We start from the raw sequence: 21,847 nt of genomic DNA, 5'->3' as shown, positions 1-21,847 counted from the left end.
GCGGCCCCATGGATACCGACGTGTGGAACGAAGATGTGTGGAACGAGCAGGTGGCGCGGAGCTATGACGCGTCTTCCGCGCACATGTATGTGCCCGAAGTCCTCGACCCCGCAGTTGACTTCCTCGCGCGTCGGGCGGGTTCGGGGGCGGCTGTGGAGTTCGCGGTGGGGACGGGGCGCGTCGCCCTTCCGCTGAGCGCGCGGGGCGTACGGGTGGCGGGGATCGAGAAGTCGGAGCCCATGGCCCGGGAGCTCGGCGGCAAGCCCGGCGGCGACGCGGTGGACGTCACGCTCGGAGACATGACGACGGCGCGGGCTCCGGGCTCGTTCAGGTTGGTCTACCTCGTCTACAACGCCATCACATGCCTGCTGTCGCAGGACGAACAAGTCGCGTGCTTCCGCAACGCCGCACGGCATCTCGAGCCCGGCGGCCGTCTGGTGATCGAAGTCTTCGTGCCCGACCTGCAGCGTCTGCCGCCGGGCGAGACCGCTCGCCCCTTCCACATCGGTGAGCGGCACGTGGGCTTCGATACGTATGACCTGGTCGACCAGCGGCTGGTCTCGCATCACTACACGATCGAGGACGGCCGGGGCAGCACCTTCCGCTCGTCCCACCGCTACGTCTGGCCCTCCGAGCTCGACCTCATGGCCAGGCTCGCGGGCCTGGAGCTCTCGGAGCGCTGGGCCGACTGGACGGAGGAGCCTTTCACCGCGTCCAGCCGGTCACACGTCAGCGCCTGGCGGAAGCCGCCGGCCTGAGCGGCGGCTCAGGTGTGGTCCCGCTCGGCCGCACGCCGGGGCGAGGGGCTCTGGTGGCAGAGTGGAAGGCGTTGTTTCCGTCCAGTGGAGGTAATCCCCGCATGCGCCTGCTGCTCATACGTCATGGTCAGACCCCGTCCAACCTCAAGCACCTCCTGGACACCGGGGCGCCGGGGCCGGGGCTGACGCCACTGGGGGAGGAGCAGGCGGCCGCGCTGCCGGAGGCCCTGGCGGGGGAGAAGATCGATGCGCTGTACGTCTCGACGCTGCGGCGGACCCAGCTGACCGCCGCGCCGCTGGCCGTGTCGAAGGGGCTCGAGCCCCGGATCAGGGACGGGATCCGGGAGGTGATCGCCGGTGATCTGGAGATGCGCGGCGACCAGGAGGCCGCCACCGCCTACCTCTCCGCCGCCTTCGCCTGGTCCGCGGGCGACACCGAGCGCCGGATGCCCGGCGGCGAGAACGGCGTCGAGGCACTGGGCCGCTTCGACGCGGTCGTCGCCGAAGCGGCCGCGACGGGAGCGGAGACGGTGGCGATGGTCAGCCACGGCGCCGTGATCCGTATGTGGGTGGCCGCTCGCGCGGTCAACGTCGACGTGGAGTTCTCGGCGAGTCACCCGCTGGGCAATACGGGTGTGGTCGTCCTCGACGGCTCGCCCGCAGCGGGCTGGCGGGCCCTGTTGTGGGAGGGCCGCCCGCTGGGCCCGGAGGGAGACGCGCCCGAGGAGGACGGCGGACCGGCGGGCGAGGCGACCGTTCCGGCTGCCTGAGATACGGCGGGATCCGCTGCGGGCCCCGCCGTTCAGGCGAGGGCCCGCCAGCCGTTCTCCAGCAGGTCGAAGGCGCGCGCGACGGCCTGGCGGGGATCGTCGTGGCCGCGGGCGGCGCGCGGGGCTTCAAGGGCGAAGTGGGCCAGGGCGGTGCAGGCGGGATCGTCCGCGGGCAGGCCGCTGTCGTCGGCGATGGCCCCGGCCAGGGCGGCGGTGTGGCGCAGCCACATGTTCTGTACGTGGTCGCGCAGGGCCGGGGTGGTGTCGACCAGGTCGGCGAAGGCGGTGAAGCGGGCGTCGCTGCCCGCGGCCGCCATGCGGTGGCGCAGTGCGTGCTCGCGCAGCGCCGCGGGGATGGACTGGCCATCGGGCCGCTCGTGCACGGCGGCGAGCAGGCCGGCTTCCTGGGCCGCGTCCTCGTCGAATACGAGTGCTTCCTTGACCGGGAAGTGCTTGAACAGCGTGGTCGTGGACACGTCTGCGGCGTCCGCGATCTCGCGGATGCCGACATCGTCGTATCCGCGCTCCAGGAACAGGCGCAGGGCCGCATCCGCGATGGCTTGGCGGGTGGCGGCCTTCTTGCGTTCACGGCGGCCCGTCGGCGCTGATGGGGCGCCGCTTCCGGCGTGGGGCCCGGCGTCGGTCTCCGTGCCGTTCTCGGTGTCGGTCATGCCGCGACTCTACCTCTCGGTTGCCCGGGTTCAAAAGTTGAGTCGTTGCACTTATTGAGTTGGTGTGCTTTTCTGGAGTGGCGCTGCGAGGCACCGCACCGGTGGCCGTGAGCCACCGCCCGGCCCCTCTGTCCGGCCGCGCCGCACGGCATCCAGCGACCCCACCTCATCGCACCGCAGCACCGCAGCACCGCTGTGCGGACGAACGGAGAAACGCCATGAACACCACTCCCGCACCATCCCGCATCGCGATCATCGGCGCGGGCCCCGGCGGCCTGATCTGCGCCCGCATCCTGCAAGAACACGGCATCACCGCCACCGTGTACGACGCCGACGCCTCCCGCACCGCACGCGACCAGGGCGGCAGTCTCGACATGCACCCCCGGTCCGGCCAACACGCCCTGCGCGCGGCCGGGTTGCTGAACGACTTCCTGGCCGAGGCGCGCCCCGAGGGGCAGCAGATGCGGCTTGTCGGCCGCGATGGCCGGATCCTGTTCGACGCGGCCCCGTCCGCGACGGACACCGCCGAGGGCAACCCCGAGATCGACCGCGGCCAACTGCGCGGCCTCCTCCTCGATTCCCTCAAGCCGGACACTGTGCGCTGGAACCACAAACTCTCCCGCGTCACTTCACTCGGCGAGGGCACGCACCGCCTGCACTTCGCCGACGGCACGACCGCCGATGCCGACCTCGTCGTCGGAGCCGACGGAGCCTGGTCCAAAGTCCGCGCCCTGCTGTCCGACGCAAGCCCCGCCTACACCGGCGTCACCTTCGTCGAGACCGGACTCAGCGACGCCGACCACCGCCACACCACCCTCGCCCGACTCACGGGCGACGGAACCATGATGGCCCTGGACAACAACCAGGGCTTCGTCGCCCAGCGCAACAGCGGCGGACACATCCGCGTCTACGTCGGCATGCGTACCGCCGAGAACTGGCACCAGCAGGCAGGCGTCGACCTCACCGACACCGCCGCCGTACGCGAAGCTCTCCTCGCCGAGTTCGCCGGCTGGAGCCCCGACCTGCTCGGCTTCATCACCGCCACCGACACCGGCTACACCAACCGCCCCCTGTACGCCCTGCCCGTCCCGCACACCTGGCAGCACACCCCCGGTGTCACCCTCCTCGGCGACGCCGCCCACCTCATGTCCCCCTTCTCCGGAATGGGCGCCAACCTCGCCATGCTCGACGGCGCGGACCTCGCCGGGGCCCTCGTCACCAGCCCCACCGTCGACCAGGCGATCACCGCATACGAGGCCATCCTCATGCCGCGCTCCACGGAGGCGGCCGAGGGAGCGGCGGAGGGCATCGACAGTGCCTTCGCCCCCGACAGCTCGACGCAGGCCCTGGCCCACATGACACGGCATCACTAGGCCGGGGCCGCCGGAACGTCAGGTGTCCGGCGGCCCCGGCTCTGTCCGTGCCGTGCTGCACAGTGCGGTGCACCACGGCACGGGCTCTGGGGGGGCGGGCTCCCGTGGGGGAGAGCCTCAGCTGCCTCCGCGCAACGCCGTGAGCAGCGCCAGCGGTGTCGCCGCCGCCCAGGCCTGGGGGGAGCAGGAGTGCGGGTAGGGGACCGGCTCCGGCAGCTCGGAGCGGTCGTAGCCCGCCATGACCTCCGGCAGGCGGTAGCCGTGGTGGGCTGCTGCCTCGACCAGGCCACGGGCCAGCGTCGTCAGCTCCTTTGTCAGTCCGTGGCGGGCCAGGCCGAGCGCCACGAGCGCGTTGTCGTGGGGCCAGCAGCTGCCGCGGTGGTAGGAGAGCGGGTGGTACGGGGCCTGATCGGCGGCCAGCGTCCGGATCGCCCAGCCGGTGAAGAAGTCCGGCCGCAAGAGCCGCCGGCCGACCTGCTCGGCGCGGTCCTGGTCGAGGATGCCGGACCACAGAAGGTGACCCGCGTCCGAGGCGAGCGCGTCGACCTGCCGGCCGTCGCCGTCCAGGGCGAGGGCGGGGAAGCCCTGCTCCGCCATCCAGAAGTCCCGGTGGAAGCGGGTGCGCAGCGCGGCCGCCGCGGTTTCCAGCCGCTGTGCGTATGCCGGGTCGTGCCATGTGGTGCGTGCCAGGGATGCCGTGCGGACCAGGGCGTCGTAGGCGTACCCCTGTGCCTCGCACACCGCGACGGGGCCCTTGGCCTGGGTGCCGTCGATGTGGCAGATGGCGCCGGCGGAGTCCTTCCAGTTCTGGTTGACCAGGCCGTTCGGGTCGGGTTCGTAGACCAGGTAACCGTGCTCGTCGAGGCCCCCGTCGGTGAACATCCACTCCACCGCGGCCCGGGCGTGGCGCTCCAGCCGGACGGCGAGCGCACGGTCGGCGGTGGCCTCGGCGTGGGCGTGCAGCAGGACCAGGAACAGGGGCGTGGCGTCGACGGAACCGTAGTAGCGGCCGTAGGGCACCTGCCGGAAGTGCGCGAGCTCGCCGTGGCGTACCTCGTGCACGATGCGGCCGGGCTGTTCGCCGCGGGACGCGTCGTACTCCGTGCCCTGGGTGGCCGCCAGCGCGGCCAGGGTGCCCGCGGCCGTCCGCGGCCGGTAGGGCAGGGCGAAGTACGAGGTGAGCAGGGAGTCCCGGCCGAAGAGCGTGAGGAACCAGGGAATGCCCGCGGCGGGCATGCTCACCGGTTCGCCGTCCGGCCCGGTGGCCTGGATCCGCAACAGGTCCAGGTCCGTCAGGCCTTGCGTACAGGCCCTGAGCAAGTCCCCTTCGGCGTCGGCGAGTTCAGGTACGGGGTCCGTCGAGGCGGCCGGAAGCGGGCGCGGCGCGGCGCCGGAGGGGTGTGCCTCGACCCGCAGATTCACCTCGGCCTGTCCGTGCGCGGCCAGCTCCACCGACCAGACGAGGCGGCGGGCGGTGCCGGCGGACCCGGCCGCCGAGACGTCGGGTGCGGGGGTGGCGACGACCGACGTACGGGAGTGCCAGTCGCCGCGCCGGTAGTCGAACTCGATGCCCCGCGGGGTCATTTCGACCGTACGGGCGGCGTCCGGCTTCGGATAGGTGCGATGGTCGGAGCGCAGCTCGAACTGGTCGGCGAAGTCCGCGTCGACCCAGAGCGCGAGGCGTGCCGTCATCGCTTCCGGACGGTTGCTGACGATCCGCAGCCGCTCGGTGAACACGCCCGCGTCGACGGCCTGTTCGCGGAAGACGGTGTAGGTCGGCGGCTCGTCACGGGTGCCCGCCGGGGTGAGCACACAGGTGGCGCGCGGCCCCTCGGACGCCCCGGCCAGGACAGCCGGAGCCGTCCCGTCGACGGTCAGCTCCCAGCGGCTGAGGTGCCGGGCATCGCGCAGGAACAGACCGTCCGGTGACGCTCCCGCGCTGCCGGTGATCGCGCCGTCGGGGCCGAGGGAGACGAAGGTGCCCTCGCGGACGAGCAGCACCCGGTCAATGGCCGTCATCGGGCGCTCTCCTTGCTGTGCGGAGGCCGGGACAGATCCAGGGCGAGCGCGGCGGTCCAGGCGAAGTCACGGGTGCCGCGACCCTCGCCGGTGTACGGGTCGACGTACTCGGCGAACCCCGAGGCGCCCGCGGCGGAGAGGAAGGCGGCGCGAAGCCGGTCGGCCCGCTCGGTGGCTCCGTACTGGCGCAGGCCCCGTTCGACGAGCCAGGCCGTGTTGAACCAGGCGGGTCCGCGCCAGTAGCGGGAGCGGTCGAAGGCGTGGCCCGCCAGGTCGTAACTGGGCACCAGGGCGGTGGCGTCGGTGCGGAAGTGCCTGCTGCCGAGCGTGGCGAGAAGGCTGTCGGTGACCTGCGCGGGAAGGCCCGGCACGATCAGCGGGATCAGGCCCGACACGCTGCGCTCGGGGATCAGTTCGCCGCCCACCAGGTCCCGGACGAGGAACATGCCCGCCGCCGGGTCCCACAGCCGTTCGACCAGGGTGGCGGTCAGTGCCTGCGCCCGCTCGTGGTGCTCGGCGGGGTCGGCGCCCAGGGCCCGGGCGATCCTGGCGAGCGCGTGCTCGCCTGCGATCAGCAGGGCGTTGACGCCGGGATCCTCTACGGCGAAGGCGTGCGTTCCGGGGCGGTCGGCGTACCCGGAGTCGCGGTAGTCGACGGCGAGGCGGACGTAGCGCCCGTAGTCGAGGTCGGTGGGGCGGTCGGCGGCGGCGCCGTGGTCGAGGTCGGCGCGGCGGAACGAGCCGGGCGCGGCGGGTTCGACGCGCGCGAGGGGGGCTTCCCAGCAGGGGCTGTTGTCCATGCCCGGCTCCCAGGGGTGGACCATCGCGGCGAGCCCGTGTCCGCCCAGGTCGCGCCGGGACGTGAGGTAGCGGTGCCAGGCGGCGAGGCGCGGGTAGACCCGGGCGAGGAAGCCGCGGCGAGCGGACTCGGCGGGGTCGGCCTCGTGCACCAGCCAGGCCGCCAGGGCGTGCACGGGAGGCTGCACGATGCCCGATGTCTCGGGTGCCGGCGGGGCGCCCGCGGCGCGTCCTGCCCGCGAGGACTGCCAGAAGTCGGGGCTGGGGAAGTAGGCGTCCAGCGGCACCGACGGGTTGAAGACGATGTGCGGGATGCGCCCGTCGTCCCACTGAGCGCCCAGAAGCGTCTCCAGCTCCCGCTGGGCGCGGCGCACGGAGAGGTGGCGCAGGCCGATGGCGATGAAAGCCGAGTCCCAGCTCCACTGGTGCGGGTAGAGCGTGCGCGAGGGCACGGTGGCGCCGCCGGTCCAGTTGCCGAGCAGCACGCGGGCCGCGCCGCGCCGCAGGCCCGCGCCGCCGGGATCGGTGGTGGGGCCTGCGCCGGGCCCCACCACGGTGTCGCCGAGAAGGGCCGTCATGCTCCGGCACCCCGCAGGAAGTCCGGGATCGAGCGGACGGCGTCCACCGGGTCGCCGGTGAGGCGGCACTCGGCGGCGAGGTAGCCGTCGTAGGAGATGGCGTGCAGGGCGGAGAGCCAGGCCTGCCAGTCGAGGTGTCCGGCGCCGGGCTGGAAGCGGTTGGAGTCGGAGACCTGGGCGTGGCCGATGTAGTCGGCGTACTTGAGGATCGAGGCGGCGGGGTCCGCCTCCTCGATGTTCATGTGGTAGCTGTCGATGCCGATCTTCACCGAGTCCAGGCCCACGGTCGCAAGGAGCTCGGCGGCCTGCTCCAGGCGGTTGACCATGTGGTCCTCGTAGCGGTTGAGGGGCTCCAGGTAGAGCTGGACGCCCTCCTTCTTGGCGTGCTCGCCCAGCTCCGTGAGGCCGCCGAGCAGGACCTCGCGGTCCTCCTCGGCGCTGCGCGGGGCCTCGAAGGGAGGCAGCCGGCTGGAGAACATGCCGTACGACGCGGGGGTCTGCGCGCCCAGGCCGCCGATCTCGGCGATCACGGTGAGCTGGGACTTCATCTGCTCGATGGCGTCACGGCGCAGGTCGGGGTCGAAGGCGCCGAAGAAGTGCAGCATCTCGACGCAGACGGTGGGCATCACGACGCCGTCGGCGAGGGCCTGCTTCAGCTCGGGCAGCCGGGACGCGAAGTGGAGGTCTCCCTTGGCACGCAGCTCGATGGCGTCGTAGCCGGCGGCCTGCGCGAACTCCCACTTCTGCTGAAGGGTGTCGCCCGGGAGCAGTTGTTCCTGTGCGGCGGTCTTGAACACGGGGGCCTCTCAGAATTCCAGGACGACCTGAAGAGCGTCCGCGGGGCGCTCATCAAGAAGGACGTACGCGTCGGCCGCGTCGGCGACCGGGATGACATGGCTGACCAGGGACTCGACGTCGACCTGGCCTTCGGCGACCAGGCGCAGGAAGGTCTGCTGGAGGCGTTCCACGCTCCAGCGGTGCGACAGCTGCGGGGGCACGCCGCCGATCTGGGAGCAGATCAACTGGGCGCGGTTGTGGTGGAATTCGTCGCCGAGCCGCAGCCCGATGCCGTCTCCCTGGTAGAAGCCGGAGGCCACCACGCGGCCGCCGACGGTGACGCAGCGCAGCGCCTCCTGGAGGGCGGGGTGGACGCCGCTGATCTCGATGGCGACGTCGGCGCCCGCTCCGGCGGTGGCCTCGCGGATCTGCTCGGCGACCGCGTCGGTGCGGGCGTTCAGGGTGCTGTGGGCGCCGTACTTCAGCGCTGTGTCGAGGCGTCCGTCGATGGCGTCGACCGCGGTGACGCGGGCGCCGTTGAGCTGGGCGAGCCGGGTGGTGATCAGGCCGATGACGCCCTGCCCGAAGACGGCGACGTCCTCGCCCAGGTGGATGTCGGCGGACAGGACCGCGTTGTAGGCGATGGCGCCGACACGGGCGAAGGATCCGGCGAGGGGTGCGAGGCCGGCCGGCAGGGTGTGGCCCGCCATGCGTTCGGCGGGGACGATGCCCTCGCTGCGGTGGCCCCAGATGCCCCACACCAAGTCGCCGACGGCGGGTATGGCGGGCGTGCCGACCAGTTCGGGGGAGACCTCGGTGACCTCGCCGACCTCGGAGTACCCCCAGCCCACGACGGGGTATTCGATGCCGGCGGCGCCGTCGCGGAACAGCCGGGCCTCGGGGTCCCAGGTGCGGGTCAGGTACGGGTTGGTGCCGCGGTAGGCGGTGAGTTCGGTGCCGGCGGAGATGCCCGAGTAGAGGGTGCGGACCCGCAGATGTCCGGCGGGCAGCGGGGCACTGGCGTGCTCGGCCACCTCGACCTGACGGGGGCCGGTGAATTGGACGACGCGTTCCACGAAAAGGCTCCGAGGGCTCGGGAGTGTGGTGAGAGCTGGGATCCGGGGCGCTGCGGGGCGCCGCGACCACCGGATACGTCGAGACTATCCCGAACTTATGTCTTGTCAACAAGCAAAAGAGGTGCTGAGATGTGTGCCCAGTAGACATAAGTCGGCGAGTCGATGAGGACTGAACATGCGCATGAGGACCGGCCGATCGAAGGTGATCGCCTCAGGTCTCGCGGCGGCACTGGGAATGGCGGCACTGGCCGGCTGCGCCGGTGACAGCCAGAGCGGACCGGCCAAGGCCGACCGGCACATCACCGTGTGGTCGCAGGAGAACCTGACCCCGCGCGTCGACGCCACCGAGAAGATCATCGACCGCTTCGAGAAGAAGACCGGCATCAAGGTCGATCTGGTCGGCGTCGACGAGGCCCAGATGCCTCAGCTGATCATGTCCGCCGCCGCCTCCGGCAAGCTCCCCGACGTCATCGGCGCGGCCCCGATGGGCCAGACCTGGCAGATGTACAGCAACGGCCTGCTCAACACCGACATCCCCCGCCAGATCGTCAAGAAGCTCGGCCGCTCCACGTTCAACGCCAACGCCCTCGACCTCACCTCCGACGGCGCCACCCGGCTCGGTGTCCCCTCCGACGCCTGGCTCCAGCTCCTCGCCTATCGCAAGGACCAGCTGAAGCAGGCCGACCTGCCGGCACCCGACACCTACCAGAGCCTGCTCAAGGCCGCGAAGGACCTCACTACCAAGGGCCGCGACGGCATCTCCGCCGCCACCGACCCCAGCGACGTGTTCACCCAGCAGAGCTTCGAAGGCCTGGCCCTGGCCAACGACTGCCAGCTGGTCGACGGCAAGCGGCAGGTCGACCTCGACTCGCCGCAGTGCGCCACCGCCTTCAAGACGTACGCCACCCTCGCGGACCAGTACGGCCCGCCCGGCACCCAGACCGTGGACTCCACCCGCGCCACCTACTTCGCGGGCAAGTCGTCCATGGTCATCTGGTCGTCCTTCCTCCTCGACGAACTCGCGGGACTGCGCAAGGACGCCCTGCCCAGCTGCGCCGAGTGCCGGGGGGACCGCAAGTTCCTGGCCGACAACACCGGCATCACCACCGCGCTCGGCGGCCCGGCGGGCAAGAAGCCCGCCCAGTTCGGCGAGATCACCTCCTGGGTCACCACCAAGACCGCGGAGAGCGACGCATCACGCCAGTTCATCGAGTACATGATGGGCGCCGGCTACGAGGACTGGTTCGACATGGCCCCCGAAGGCAAGATCCCGGTCCGCGGCGGCACCGCGGACGACCCCGACAAGTACCTGGACGCCTGGCGCTCCAGCGACATCGGCGTCGACCGCCGCGAGCCCATGAACCAGGCCTTCTCCGACCAGCTCCTCGACCAGCTCGCCGACGGCGTCAGCAACATGCGCCGCTGGGGCATCAGCCAGGGCGAGGGAGCCCTCGTCGGCGCGACCAACGGCGAACTGCCCGTACCCAAGGCCATCGGCTCCATGACCAGCGGCCAGAGCTCCCCGCAAGAGGCGGCACGCGAGGCCCGCGACGAAGTGGCCGCCCTGCAGAAATCCCTCCGCTAGCCGCGGCCATGAACCGCCACCCCACCGGCAGCCGCCCCGCCCCCAGCCATCACCCTCAGCCGCCCCACCGACAGCCGCCCCCAGCCGGCGGCCCGCACCCAGGCACACCGAGGTACTGACCCATGAGCACTGCCCAGAGCGGCGCGACGAAGCGCCGCACCGCAGCCACCACGCCCGAGCCGCCACCGGCCGACGAGCGGCGGCAGCGCAAGAAGTCCCGCCCGCCGAGCGCCACCGGCCGCGAGAACCGCGCCGGACTCGCCTTCGTCACCCCCACCTTCGTGGTCGTGCTCGTCGTCGTGATCCTGCCGATCCTGTGGACGGTGCTGCTCGCCTTCCAGAACGCCAAGCTCGTCGACATCCAGGACATGGGCCTGCTCGGCAACTGGACCCTGGACAACTTCACCCAGGTCTTCAGCTCGGCCGGCTTCTGGTCCAGCCTCTCCACGACCCTCGTCTACACCGTCGGCGCCACCCTGGGCTCCGTCGTCCTCGGCCTGATCGCGGCGCTCGCCCTGCGCACCCCCTTCCGCGGACGCGGACTGCTGCGCGGCGTGATGCTCCTGCCCTACGTCGCACCCGTCGTCGCCGTCGCCTTCGTCTGGGAGGTCGCCCTCAGCCCCCAGTACGGCATCGTCAACGAATGGGGCCGCTCCCTCTTCGGCTGGGACGACCCGATCGCGTTCCTCTCCACCCGCGAGTACGAAGTCAGCTTCCTCGGCGCGCACTTCGACATCCCGCTGGCCCTGCTCACCGTCATCGCCTTCGAGACCTGGCGCTACTTCCCCTTCGCCTTCCTCTTCATCCTCGCCCGGCTCCATGCCGTACCAGGCGGCCTGGAGGAAGCCGCCAAGGTCGACGGCGCCACGCCCCTCCAGCGCTTCCGGCACATCCTGCTGCCCCAGCTGATGCCGGTCATGGCCCTGCTGTGCGTCCTGCGCTTCATCATGACGTTCAACAAATTCGACGACGTCTACCTGCTCACCAACGGCGGAGCGGGCACCGAGGTCGCAGCGGTGCGGGTCTACGACTTCCTCACCTCGCGCTACGACGTCGGCGCCGCGGCCGCCCAGGCCCTGGTCCTCGCCGCCGTCCTCATGGTGCTGCTCGGCCTGTACTTCAAGTTCTTCGGCAAGAAGGTCCAGGAGGAGTCGTGATGTCGCCGCTTTCCATGACACGCACCCAGTTCGAGGAGCGCCTCTTCGGCGTCCTGCGGTGGGTCGTCATCGCCTTCCTCGCGGTGATCACGATCGTGCCCTTCTACTACATGGTGCTCCTGTCGGTGAAGTCCATCGACTCCCTCCTGCTCGACCCCGGCTCCCTGTGGGTCTCCGCGAAGGAGTTCACCCTCAGCACCTACGAGAACGTCATGAAACCCCAGTCCGAAGGCGGACAGGGATTCCTTCAGCTGCTGCTCAACTCGGCACTCGTCTCGCTCGGCACCGTCGCCCTCACCCTCATCGCCGCCGTGCCCGGCGCCTACGCCATCAGCCGCCTGAAGTTCTTCGGCAACCGCCAGATCAGCGCGATGTTCCTCGCGGTCTACATGTTCCCGGCGACGCTGCTCGCCGTGCCGCTCTTCGTGATGTTCGCGAAGCTGGGACTCTCCTCCAGCCTCGCGGGCCTGGCCATCGTGTACGTCGCACAGACCGTGCCCGTCTCGATCTACATGCTGAAGAACTACTTCGTGACCATCCCGTACTCCATCGAGGAAGCAGCCGCCCTCGACGGCTGCTCGCGCCTCCAGGCCCTGCGCAAGGTGATCCTGCCGCTGGCCGTGCCCTCCCTGATGGCAACCGGCCTGTATGTGTTCATGATTGCCTGGAACGAGTTCCTCTTCGCGCTGCTCTTCCTCGCGGCCGACCCCGAGAAGTGGACGGTCTCGCTGGGCCTCGCCCAACTGTCCAACGGCATCGAGGTCTCCAAGACCGTGCTCATGGCCGGGTCCGTGGTCCTGACCATCCCCGTGATACTTCTGTTCTTCGCCGCGGAACGCCTGTTGACCGAGGGCCTGACCAGCGGCGCCGACAAGAGTTGACGGGTACGGGCTCCCGCGGGCTCCCGCGGTCCCGCGAGAATCCAGAGACGGGGAAATGATGCCGGCGAGCCAAGCAAGCCCGGGCCACCTGCTGCAGCTCATCCGCAGCGGCGAGGCCACCACACGCAGCGAACTCCTGCGCGCCACCGGTCTGTCGCGATCGACCGTGGGCCTGCGCCTCGACCAGCTCTTCGGCGCGGGCTGGCTGCGCGACACCGCCGGTGCCTCCACCGGCGGACGGCCCTCCGCCCTCCTGGAGTTCGACGCCTCGCACGCGGTGGTCCTGGCCGTGGACCTGGAGACCCGGCACGCACGGGCCGCCGTCCTCGACCTGGCCGGTGACGTACTGGCCGAGACCTCGGGACCCGTCCTCGTCACCGACGGGCCCGCCAAGGTCATCGACACCCTGGCCGGCTGGTTCCTGCCCCTGCTCGCCGAAGCCGGGACCGAGCCGGGCAAGGTGGCGGGGATCGGCATGTCCGTCCCCGGCCCCGTCGACTTCGAGCTCGGCCAGGTCATCCAACCGCCGATCATGCCGGGCTGGGACCGCTTCCCCATCCGGGAACAGATGCAGGCGGCGTACGCGGAGCAGGTCGGCGCCTCGCTGGAACCCGGCCCGGTGCCCGTCCTGGTCGACAACGACGCCAACCTCATGGCGTACGCCGAGCACCGCGCGGGCCATGCGGACTGCGCCGCGTTCCTGCTCATCAAGGCATCGACCGGTATCGGCGCGGGAGTTGTCGTCGGCGACGAGGTCTACCGCGGCATCGACGGCGGCGCCGGCGACATCGGCCACATCCGGCTGCACGACCGGCCCGACGCGCTGTGCATGTGCGGCTCCTACGGCTGCCTCGCCGCGGTCGCCAGCGGACGCGCCCTGGCCGGACAGCTCTCCGCGCTCGGCATTCCCACCACGTCCGGTTCGGGCGTGCACCAGCACCTGGCCGACGGCCAGCCCGACGCCATCCGCCTGGCCAGGGAGGCGGGCCAGCGCGTCGGGGAGGTGCTTGCCACCGTGGTCACCCTGCTCAACCCCGGCGTCCTGATGCTCGCAGGCGACCTCGCCGGAGCCCCCTTCATGACCGGCGTACGCGAACTGCTCTACCAGCGCGCCATGCCCCGCACCACGGCCAACCTGAACGTGGTCACCGCACAACTGGGGGACCGGGCAGGCCTGATGGGCGCGGGCGAGATGGTCGTGGAACACCTCTACTCGCCGGATCGCGCGGACGCACGACTGGACGCGTCGACGCCCTGACCGACGACACCACCACCTACGCACTACGCACAAGCGCAAGCACACGCTTGAACGGAGACCCCATGAGCGACAGCAGCTCCCGCCCTTCGCCCGCCGAGCCCGCCGACTCCGCCGCCGGTTCGCCCGCGCCGGTGAGGGTCGGCCTGGTCGGTGCCGGGCCGTGGGCGCGCGTCATGCATGCGCGGATGCTGGCCGCCGGACCCGAGACGACGCTGGCCGCCGTGTGGGCCCGCCGCCCGGAAGCGGCGGCCGAGACCGCGGCGCCCTACGGTGCGGCCGTCGCCGCGAGCTTCGACGAACTCCTCGACCACTGCGAGGCCGTCGCCTTCGCCGTACCCCCCGCCGTCCAGGCCGAGTTGGCGCCCCGCGCCGCGAAGGCCGGCAAGGCGCTGCTGCTCGAAAAGCCCCTGGCCCCGGATCTCGCCGGGGCGCGGCGTGTGGCGGACGCGGTCGAGGAAGCGGGCGTGGTCTCCCAACTCGTCCTCACCAAGCGCTATCACCCGGCCACCCGCGCCTTCCTGGAAGCGGCGCGGCACGTGGAGGTCACCGGCGCCCGCTCCTGCTACCTCCACGGCGCCTTCCTGGGCGGGGACTTCGCCACCGCCTGGCGCATGGAGCACGGCGCACTGCTCGACCTTGGCCCGCACCTCCTCGATCTCCTCGACACCGCTGTCGGCCCCATCACCTCCGTACGCTCCACCGGAGACCCGCGCCGCTGGACCGAGCTGACCTGCGAACACGAGAACGGCGCGGTGAGCCAGGCCTCGCTCTCGGGCTCCGTACGGCTTCCGCGGGCCCGCACCCGGGTGGAACTGCTCGGCCCCGGCGACGAACTCGTCTACGACACGGCGGAACTGGACCACGAGGAATGCTGGCCCGTGCTGCGCCGAGAATTCGCACACGCGGTACGCGCCAACCGCTCCACGCCGATCGACGCCCGCCGGGGCCTGCGCATCCAGCAGCTTTTGGCGTGGGCGGCGGAGGGCTGACGGTCGGAGACCCCGAGGTGGCCTGCCATCGGGCAGCATCACCACGCCGCGCGAAGACGACCCCTTCCACAACCGCCCCGGCGTCGTCCGGAAGCTGTGCCCGCACCCTTCACTTCCGGCGGCGCAGGAACAGCCAGATGCGGGTGGCCATCGCGCCGATGACCACGACGGCGACCGTGATCTGTACCCATCGCGGGAGGGCGCCTGATCCGGGGAGGTACAGGGCGAACGGGATCATGGGCGGCACCGTGGGGCGAGCCGCTGTGTGAGGTCATCCACCGGGTGGCTCCTCGGGTTCGGGGCGGGTGGATCGGCGTCTGGTTCGTGGTCGTCGGGGGTGGAATCCGCCGATCCGTCGACTATCTCACCTGAGGTCCGGGCAGCTCCGCTCCACACGCCCGGGGGGCCTGCTCCGTCGCCTCGTACGCAACAATGAGCACACGAGGCGACGGGAACCAGGAAGCCGGTGTGAGTCCGGCGCGGTCCCGCCACTGTGACCGGGGAGCGATCCTCCTGCACGCCACTGTCCGCTGACGCGGGCGGGAAGGCGGAGGCGAGCGACGATCCGGGAGTCAGGAGACTGACCCGTCGCCGGTCTGACTGCAGGGGCGAGGACACCCCGGAGAGGATCGACTGTGCTCACGCATGCCCGCACGGAGCCCGAGCAGCGGCCACAGCCCGGCAGACGAGGGGTGCTGGCCGCCGGAGGAGCCCTGGCACTGACCGCGTCCGGCCTGCTCACCGGCTGCGGCGCAGACGGGAAGGACGGGGGTGGAAGCGACCGGTTCCGCGCGGCGTTCACGGCCGGCGGCTCCCGGGAAACCCTCGACCCCCACGTCGCCCCCAACTTCGTCGACCAGGCCCGCGCCAAGGCCCTGTACGACACGCTCGGTACGTACGCGGACGACATGTCGGTCCGAGCGCGGCTCGCGGAGTCCTGGGAGAGCGACGCCTCGGGCACCCGGTGGCGCATACGCCTGCGCGGGGCGCACTTCCACGACGGCAGGCCCGTCACCGCGAAGGACGTCCTCTACAGCTACCGCCGGGCCGCCGACCCCGCCACCGGCTCGCCCTCCCAAGTGCTGCTCTCCTCGATCGACTTCGCCGCCAGTAAGGCCGACGGCGAACGCTCCGTGGTCTTCCGGCTGAAGGCGCCGAACTTCGAGTTTCCCACCGTCCTCGCCGGACCCGGCACCGAGATCATCCCCGAGGGGACGAAGGACTTCCGCAAGCCCGTCGGCTCCGGCCCCTTCACCTATGTGTCGTTCACCCCCGGAGGCACCGCCCGCTACCGCCGCTGGGCGGACCACTGGGACGGTGCCCCGCACATCGCCGAGCTCGAAATCGTCCCGGCGAACGACGAGGCGGCGCGGCTCAACGCGCTGCTCTCCGGGCAGGTGCACTACGCCGCCGACATGGCCGGATCCTCCGTGGAACGCCTCAAGAAGGAGGGCTCGACCCGGCTCCTGACGGCCAAGCGGGCGACCGCGCAGCAACTCCTCCTGCGCACCGGACGCGAACCGTTCGACGATCCGCGCCTGGTACGGGCCGTGCAGCTCGGCATCGACCGGGCGGCCCTGGTACGCATCGCGCTGGCCGGCCACGGCGAGAGCGGCAACGACCTGTTCGGCATGGGCCTGCGCGGCTACCCGGACGACCTCGAGCCGCGGGCACGGGATGTCGGCGAGGCGCGCAGGCTGGTGAAGGCGGCAGGGGCCGAGGGGCTGCACATCACTGTGGAGACCAGCTCCGTCGACGCCGCCTGGGAGCCGGCCGCTGACCTGATGGCGCGCCAGCTGCGCGAGGTCGGGCTGAAGCTGAGCGCCAACACCCGCGCGTCCAGCACGTACTTCTCCGAGATCAAGACGAAGGGCGTCGCCGCCTTCAACACCACCTCCACGCTGCCCGTCTCCGACTTCCTGCAACAGCGGGTGCGCGGCGGAGCGGCCCGCAACCAGACGCAGTACGCCTCGAAGAAGTTCGACACGCTGCTCGAGCGGGCCCGCACCACCCGCGACGAGCAGGACCGGCTGAGCCTGCTCGCCCGGGCCCAGAAGATCGCCCGCGACGCATCGGGACTGCTGGTGTGGGCGTTCTCCGACGCCAACGACGCCGTCGACGCGTCCGTACGCGGCCTGCGTGCGGCACCGCCGAACTCGCACGACTGGGCCCGCTTCGACCGGGTCCGCATCGGCTGAGGTGCGCGCCTACATCCTGCGGCGCTCACTCCTTGCGCTGGTCCAGTGTCTGGTCGTCCTGGTGGCGGTGTTCGCCGTCGGCTCGCTCCTGCCCGGCGACACCGCCGACGTCCTGCGCGGTGAACTCGGCACACCCGAGCAAGTAGCGGCCCTGCGCACACAGTTGGGTCTCGACGAACCGGCCTGGACCCGCTTCTGGCACTGGCTCGGCCGCCTGCTCACCGGCGACCTCGGGCACTCCCTGACCACCGGGCTGCCCGTGGGCGACGACATCGGCCGCCGTGCCGGGGTGACGCTCCTCGTGGGCGTGCCCGCGCTGCTCCTCGTCACCGTGCTGGCGCCGCTCCTGGGCACCTTCTCCGGGCTCCGTGAGGGCAGCCGCACCGACCGGACGCTGAACGCCGCCGCCGTCCTGCTGCACGCCGTCCCGGAGTTCGTGCTCGGGCTGCTCCTGGTCGCCTCGGTGTCGCTCGCCGCCGGGCTGCTGCCCGCCACCGCCGTCGGCATGGACACGGCCGCGCTCCGTGCGCAGCCTGCCGTACTGGTGCTGCCCGTCGCCGTGCTGACCGCACGCCACCTGTGTGATCTGGCACGCCAGATCCGCGTGGGTGTGGCGGCCCAGCGGCACGGTCCTGTCGCCGAGCACCTGCGGCTGCTCGGCATGCGGGAGCGCACGGTGGTGCTGCGCCACGTGCTGCCCAACGCACTGGGCCCCGCCGCGCAGCAGTACGCCCGGTGCGTGGAGGGACTGCTCGGCGGCGCCGTCCTCGTGGAGGCGGTGTTCGGATTCCGCGGCCTGGGCAGCGGCTTCGTCGAGGCGGTGCAGAATCGCGACCTGCCCCAAGTACAGACGTACGCGCTCTTGTTCACCGGCACCGCCGTCGTCGTGAACCTCCTCGCCGACCTGGCCGCCCACCGCCTCGCACCGCGCCGGGAGGTCACGGCGTGACCGTTCCGGAGAAGCGTGACACGGTCGGTGCGAAGCGACGGCGCATGCCGTGGATCGCGCTGGTGCTCCTCGGTGTGCCGGTGCTCGCGGCTCTCCTCGGGCCGTGGGTGGCCGGGGATGCCGCGCCGGGTGAGGGTGCGCTGCCGTCACAGCCGCCCGGCGCGGGGCACCTGTTGGGCACGGACGTCCTCGGCCGCGACGTGCTCGCCCTCGTGCTGCAAGGCGGTGCCTCGGTGGTGGGCAGCGCCCTGGCCGCACTGTCGGTCGGCATGGCCGCCGGGGTCCCGCTGGGACTGCTGGCCGCCGGCCCGCGCCGTGGCCTCGACGAGACGGTGATGCGCGCACTGGATGTGCTGCTCGCCTTCCCCGGCCTGCTGGTTCTGATGACCCTGGCCGCGACGGGACACCGCGAGCGGTTCTGGCTGGTGACGGTCGCCGGGCTGCTCCAGGTCCCCGCTGTCGCGCGCCTGGTACGCGGTGCCGCGCTCGCGCCGGGTTCGCGCACCGTCGTCGAGGCGCTGCGGATGCAGGGGCACGGCTGGGCGTACATCCATCTGCGGCATCTGGCGCGGGAGTTGGCGGCACCGCTGGCCACGGATGCGGGCGGCCGGTTCTCCCTCGTCCTGTACCTCCTGGCGTCCGCCAATTTCCTCGGTCTCGGACTGCCCGCTTCCTCGCCGGACTGGGCCGTGCTCATCGAACGCAACAGTGACGCCCTGTTCACCCAGCCCGCCGCCGTGCTGGTGCCCGCCGCTCTCCTGACGGCGCTGTGTGTCGGCGGCAACCTGCTGGTGGACCGCGCCCTCGCCCACAGGAGGACACGATCGTGACCGGCGGTTCCGACGGCCTTCCGCTCCTGGAGATCCCGGAGCTCTCCGCGTACGCCGACGGCGGCGCGCACCCGCTCCTGGAACACGTCGAACTGGCCGTCCAGGCTGGCGCCGTGGTCGCCGTCGTCGGCCCGTCCGGCAGCGGCAAGACCACGCTCGGTCTGGCGGCGCTCGGCGCCTCACGCAGCGGCGTGAGGCTGGCCGGACGCGTCCTGCTGGACGGGACGGATCTCATGACCCTCACGCCCGTACGACGCCCTGCCGCCAGGGCGGGCTGCGCGGCCCATCTGCCGCAGCACCCGGAGTCGGTACTGGATCCGGTGCGCCGGGCCGGCGGCGCGCTGACGGAGCTCGCGGCGCTCGGACATCCGGGACGGACGGCGCGGAAGACCGCCGCACGCCGGGCACTGAACTCGGCCGGCCTGGAGTGGGAGTCGGTCTGCCGCCGCTTCCCGCACCAGCTGTCCGGCGGCCAGCAGCAGCGCTTGGCGCTGGCCTCCGCCCTGGTGACGGGGGCGCGGCTGCTGGTGCTCGACGAACCGACGAGCGGTCTTGGCCCTGCGCTTGCCCACGCCCTGGGCACGACGATCCGTCGGCTCGCGGACGAGGGGGTCGGCGTCCTGCTGCTCAGCCACGACCTGCCGATGGTGCGCCGGACGGCAGAGCGGGTCATCGTCCTGGAGCACGGCAGGGCCGTGGACCAGGGGCCGACGGCGGACGTCCTCGGTGCGGTACCCGGCCCTCTGCCGTTCGCCGCCGAGCGCCATCGGGCCACCCGCGAACTGCTCGCCGCGGAACGACCCACCGGGCCAAAAGGAGCGCCGGGCACGGCTGCCGCCCCGGACCGGCAGGATTCCGAAGGGGTCGTGGCTCGGGAGATAGTCGTACGCCGCGGCTCCGCCGACCTCCTCGCCGGACCGGTGTCGATGGCCTTCCCGCCCGGCAGCAGGATCGCGCTCCTGGGCCCGTCCGGCTCGGGCAAGACGACCTTCGCCCGCGTACTGGCCGGGCTGACGACGCCGACCCGGGGCGAGACGACGATCAACGGCCGACCGCTTCCCGCGCGCATCGACCGCCGCACGGCCGCACAGCGCCGCATCGTCCAATACGTGCACCAGAACAGCGCCGGCTCCTTCGAGGAACACCGACCGCTGATCGAGCAACTTGCCGCCACCGCCCGGCTTCTGCGCGGACTGCGACACGACGAGGCGACGGCCGAGGCGACGGCGACCGCCGAAAGCCTGGGCCTTGACGCGGCGCTCCTGCTCCGCACCCCGTCCCGGCTGTCCGGCGGTCAGCTTCAGCGCTGTGCGTTGGTACGGGCCCTGACGGCACGGCCGGTACTCCTGATTTGCGACGAGGTCACGTCGGCCCTGGACACCGTTTCCCGCCGGCGCGTGCTCGACGCGCTGCCCGCTCTCCTCGCTCCGGCCGACACCGCCCTGCTGTTCATCAGCCACGATGTGCCGGCCGTACGAGCGCTCACCGCGGACGCCGTGCTCTTCGACGCCGGGCGCTGTGTGCGGCGCGGGTCGCTCGAAGACTGGACGCCATAGCCAACTGCCTGTGGGCTGTTTGCCGTACCCCCGGTGTCTGTTCATGCCGCGTTCGGCTTGCCCTTCAATGCTCAACCACTGGCATTCCTGCGGCACTTGGACGAAGGGCTTCACGATGACGGACAAGCACATCGACGCTCCAGGGAGCAAGGCCCTCTCGCGACGGCGGCTGGTCAAGTACGCCGGTGTCGGGGCGACACTGGCGGCGGCGAGCCCGCTGGCGTCCGCGACGACCGCCGTGGCGGACGACGGTTCCGCGCACAAGAAGGGCAGAGGCTCCGGCAGAAGAGTGTGGCGGGCCGGGGATCACCACGTGCACTCCGAGTACAGCGGATCATTCGACACCTCGACGAACCCGCCCACGTTCCGCAAGGGCGGCGACGCCGTCTACCCGATCGTCACCAACGCCGTCATGGCCAAGCACTTCGGTCTCACGTGGGCGATGTGCACCGACCACGGCGGGCCCACGCACTCGAAGGTGAACCTGGAGCAGGCGTATCCCGACCTGCTGCGCTCGCGCGTCCTGGTGCCCGAGGTCCTCCAGTTCTGGGGCATGGAGTTCGACGCTCCGGCCCTGGACCACCACACCCTGATGATCCCTCACCATGCCGATGAGGCACAGCAGTTGTTCGAGCTGGAGAGCCGCTTCGCCAAGCACGACGCCTTCCCCGCCGACCCCGGCCGGGACACCGAGGCCAAGATGGTTGAGTTCCTGAAGGCGGCGAAGGACATGCGGCGCAAGCCGCTGGTGATCGCGCACCACGCGGCACGGTCGGCCACCGGCCTCGGCGTCTACGGGCAGGACACCCCGCGTGAGTTCCGCAACGGCAACAACGCCGCTCCGGAGATCTACGTCGGCTTCGAAGGCGCCCCCGGCCATCAGGCAGGACCGCTCAACGGCGGCGTACGCGGCGGCTACGGCAGCTATCCCACGCACGGCGGCTTCGACCAGATGACGGCGCGCGTCGGCGGACTCTGGGACGCGCTCCTGGGCGAGGGAAGGAAGTGGTGGATCACCGCGACCTCCGACTCCCATGTGCACTGGACGCGCGGCGGCTCCGACTTCTGGCCCGGCGAGTACAGCAAGACCCACGTCCTGGCACGGCAGGACTACACCGACATCATGGACGGGCTCCGCAACGGCCGGATCTGGGTCGGAACCGGAGACCTGATCACCACCCTCGACGTGACGGCCCGGAGCCAGGGCCGGAGCGCCGCCGCGGGCGAGACGCTCGGTGTGAGCCGCCGCAAGCGCGCGGACGTGGACATCGAGATCCGGTTCCGGCCGCTGGAGGGCACAAACGCCAACGGTGACCGTCCCGAGGTGCGGCGCGTCGACCTGATCGTCGGCGAGGTCACCGGACCGGCCGCCGACCCCGACTCCGACACCAACCCCACCACGAAGGTGGTCGCGCGGTTCGGCCCGCGCGACTGGCGCAAGCAGGGACGCGAATACGTCATCCGGCACACCCTGCGCAACGTCGAGAGCGACCTCTACGCCCGGGTGCGCGGCACGAACACCGACGAGGCCGAGCCGCTCGCCGACGGTCTGGAGAGCCCGTGGGACGACCTGTGGTTCTACTCGAACCCGGTGTTCGTCCAGGTGCGATAGCCCTGCGGGGAG

The 21,847-nt window shown here is 71.5% G+C and carries 19 protein-coding genes and 1 riboswitch; of the genes, 13 read left to right on the top strand and 6 right to left on the bottom strand.

The window, feature by feature from the left end:
- Positions 1–8 precede the first annotated feature (8 nt).
- Together ABZ906_RS32790 and ABZ906_RS32785 are read left to right on the top strand one after the other, a co-directional pair.
- Complete coding sequence (locus ABZ906_RS32790; RefSeq protein ID WP_361389176.1) at positions 9–758, top strand: class I SAM-dependent methyltransferase; 750 nt, start codon at positions 9–11, stop codon at positions 756–758.
- Positions 759–859: 101 nt separating this feature from the next.
- On the top strand, positions 860–1,528 hold the full coding sequence (locus ABZ906_RS32785) for a histidine phosphatase family protein (RefSeq protein ID WP_361389173.1): 669 nt from the start codon (positions 860–862) through the stop codon (positions 1,526–1,528).
- Positions 1,529–1,560: 32 nt separating this feature from the next.
- Here ABZ906_RS32785 and ABZ906_RS32780 read toward each other — a convergent pair whose 3' ends face one another.
- Positions 1,561–2,199, bottom strand: coding sequence for a helix-turn-helix domain-containing protein (locus tag ABZ906_RS32780; RefSeq protein ID WP_361389170.1), 639 nt, complete (start codon positions 2,197–2,199; stop codon positions 1,561–1,563).
- A gap of 218 nt (positions 2,200–2,417) precedes the next feature.
- Between ABZ906_RS32780 and ABZ906_RS32775 the strand changes: the two genes are divergently transcribed.
- Positions 2,418–3,572: an NAD(P)/FAD-dependent oxidoreductase gene (locus ABZ906_RS32775; RefSeq protein ID WP_361389167.1), complete on the top strand. Its 1,155-nt coding sequence runs from the start codon at positions 2,418–2,420 to the stop codon at positions 3,570–3,572.
- 117 nt (positions 3,573–3,689) lie between these two features.
- On the opposite strand, the gene ABZ906_RS32770 is transcribed toward ABZ906_RS32775, so the two are convergent.
- From ABZ906_RS32770 to ABZ906_RS32755, 4 genes are read right to left on the bottom strand one after another with little or no spacing between them, the layout of a single operon-like run.
- Positions 3,690–5,591: a glycogen debranching N-terminal domain-containing protein gene (locus tag ABZ906_RS32770; RefSeq protein ID WP_361389164.1), complete on the bottom strand. Its 1,902-nt coding sequence runs from the start codon at positions 5,589–5,591 to the stop codon at positions 3,690–3,692.
- A complete protein-coding gene (locus ABZ906_RS32765) occupies positions 5,588–6,967 on the bottom strand; it encodes a trehalase family glycosidase (RefSeq protein WP_361389161.1) in 1,380 nt (459 codons plus the stop codon). The genes ABZ906_RS32770 and ABZ906_RS32765 overlap by 4 nt, the downstream gene beginning before the upstream one ends.
- On the bottom strand, positions 6,964–7,764 hold the full coding sequence (locus tag ABZ906_RS32760; protein WP_361389158.1) for a sugar phosphate isomerase/epimerase family protein: 801 nt from the start codon (positions 7,762–7,764) through the stop codon (positions 6,964–6,966). Before ABZ906_RS32760 ends, ABZ906_RS32765 begins: the two co-directional genes overlap by 4 nt.
- 9 nt (positions 7,765–7,773) lie before the next feature.
- Complete coding sequence (locus ABZ906_RS32755; protein ID WP_361389155.1) at positions 7,774–8,820, bottom strand: zinc-binding alcohol dehydrogenase; 1,047 nt, start codon at positions 8,818–8,820, stop codon at positions 7,774–7,776.
- A gap of 175 nt (positions 8,821–8,995) precedes the next feature.
- Between ABZ906_RS32755 and ABZ906_RS32750 the strand changes: the two genes are divergently transcribed.
- The 5 genes from ABZ906_RS32750 to ABZ906_RS32730 all read left to right on the top strand — a co-directional run bounded on the left by ABZ906_RS32750 (position 8,996) and on the right by ABZ906_RS32730 (position 14,690).
- The gene (locus ABZ906_RS32750) at positions 8,996–10,405 is read left to right on the top strand and encodes an extracellular solute-binding protein (RefSeq protein ID WP_361389152.1); all 1,410 of its coding nucleotides are present in this window, start codon (positions 8,996–8,998) and stop codon (positions 10,403–10,405) included.
- A gap of 122 nt (positions 10,406–10,527) precedes the next feature.
- Positions 10,528–11,562 (top strand): sugar ABC transporter permease, encoded by a 1,035-nt coding sequence (locus tag ABZ906_RS32745; protein WP_361389150.1) that lies wholly within the window; start codon positions 10,528–10,530, stop codon positions 11,560–11,562.
- 14 nt (positions 11,563–11,576) lie between these two features.
- Entirely contained in the window at positions 11,577–12,443 is an 867-nt protein-coding gene (locus ABZ906_RS32740) for a carbohydrate ABC transporter permease (RefSeq protein WP_361185031.1), read from the top strand.
- A gap of 58 nt (positions 12,444–12,501) precedes the next feature.
- The gene (locus ABZ906_RS32735; protein ID WP_361389148.1) at positions 12,502–13,701 is read left to right on the top strand and encodes an ROK family protein; all 1,200 of its coding nucleotides are present in this window, start codon (positions 12,502–12,504) and stop codon (positions 13,699–13,701) included.
- A gap of 62 nt (positions 13,702–13,763) precedes the next feature.
- Positions 13,764–14,690 carry a Gfo/Idh/MocA family oxidoreductase gene (locus ABZ906_RS32730; protein ID WP_361389145.1) on the top strand — a complete coding sequence of 309 codons (927 nt, stop codon included), beginning with the start codon at positions 13,764–13,766 and terminating at the stop codon, positions 14,688–14,690.
- Between the two features lie 109 nt (positions 14,691–14,799).
- Here ABZ906_RS32730 and ABZ906_RS32725 read toward each other — a convergent pair whose 3' ends face one another.
- Positions 14,800–14,928 carry a hypothetical protein gene (locus ABZ906_RS32725; RefSeq protein WP_361389142.1) on the bottom strand — a complete coding sequence of 43 codons (129 nt, stop codon included), beginning with the start codon at positions 14,926–14,928 and terminating at the stop codon, positions 14,800–14,802.
- A 215-nt stretch (positions 14,929–15,143) separates the two neighbouring features.
- A riboswitch (cobalamin riboswitch) is annotated at positions 15,144–15,273 on the top strand.
- 52 nt (positions 15,274–15,325) lie between these two features.
- On the opposite strand from ABZ906_RS32725, the gene ABZ906_RS32720 reads away from it, so the two are divergent.
- The 5 genes from ABZ906_RS32720 to ABZ906_RS32700 all read left to right on the top strand — a co-directional run bounded on the left by ABZ906_RS32720 (position 15,326) and on the right by ABZ906_RS32700 (position 21,835).
- A complete protein-coding gene (locus ABZ906_RS32720) occupies positions 15,326–16,888 on the top strand; it encodes an ABC transporter substrate-binding protein (RefSeq protein WP_361389139.1) in 1,563 nt (520 codons plus the stop codon).
- A 1-nt stretch (position 16,889) separates the two neighbouring features.
- On the top strand, positions 16,890–17,837 hold the full coding sequence (locus ABZ906_RS32715; RefSeq protein ID WP_361389136.1) for an ABC transporter permease: 948 nt from the start codon (positions 16,890–16,892) through the stop codon (positions 17,835–17,837).
- Positions 17,834–18,667 carry an ABC transporter permease gene (locus tag ABZ906_RS32710; RefSeq protein WP_361389133.1) on the top strand — a complete coding sequence of 278 codons (834 nt, stop codon included), beginning with the start codon at positions 17,834–17,836 and terminating at the stop codon, positions 18,665–18,667. Before ABZ906_RS32715 ends, ABZ906_RS32710 begins: the two co-directional genes overlap by 4 nt.
- The gene (locus ABZ906_RS32705; RefSeq protein WP_361389130.1) at positions 18,664–20,223 is read left to right on the top strand and encodes an ATP-binding cassette domain-containing protein; all 1,560 of its coding nucleotides are present in this window, start codon (positions 18,664–18,666) and stop codon (positions 20,221–20,223) included. Before ABZ906_RS32710 ends, ABZ906_RS32705 begins: the two co-directional genes overlap by 4 nt.
- A gap of 115 nt (positions 20,224–20,338) precedes the next feature.
- Positions 20,339–21,835: a phosphoesterase gene (locus ABZ906_RS32700; protein ID WP_361389127.1), complete on the top strand. Its 1,497-nt coding sequence runs from the start codon at positions 20,339–20,341 to the stop codon at positions 21,833–21,835.
- The last annotated feature ends 12 nt before the right edge of the window (positions 21,836–21,847 follow it).

Source organism: Streptomyces sp. NPDC046925 (assembly GCF_040644915.1).
In the GTDB taxonomy this organism is placed as follows: Bacteria; Actinomycetota; Actinomycetes; order Streptomycetales; family Streptomycetaceae; genus Streptomyces.
This window is presented reverse-complemented; position numbering and strand designations above follow the sequence as displayed.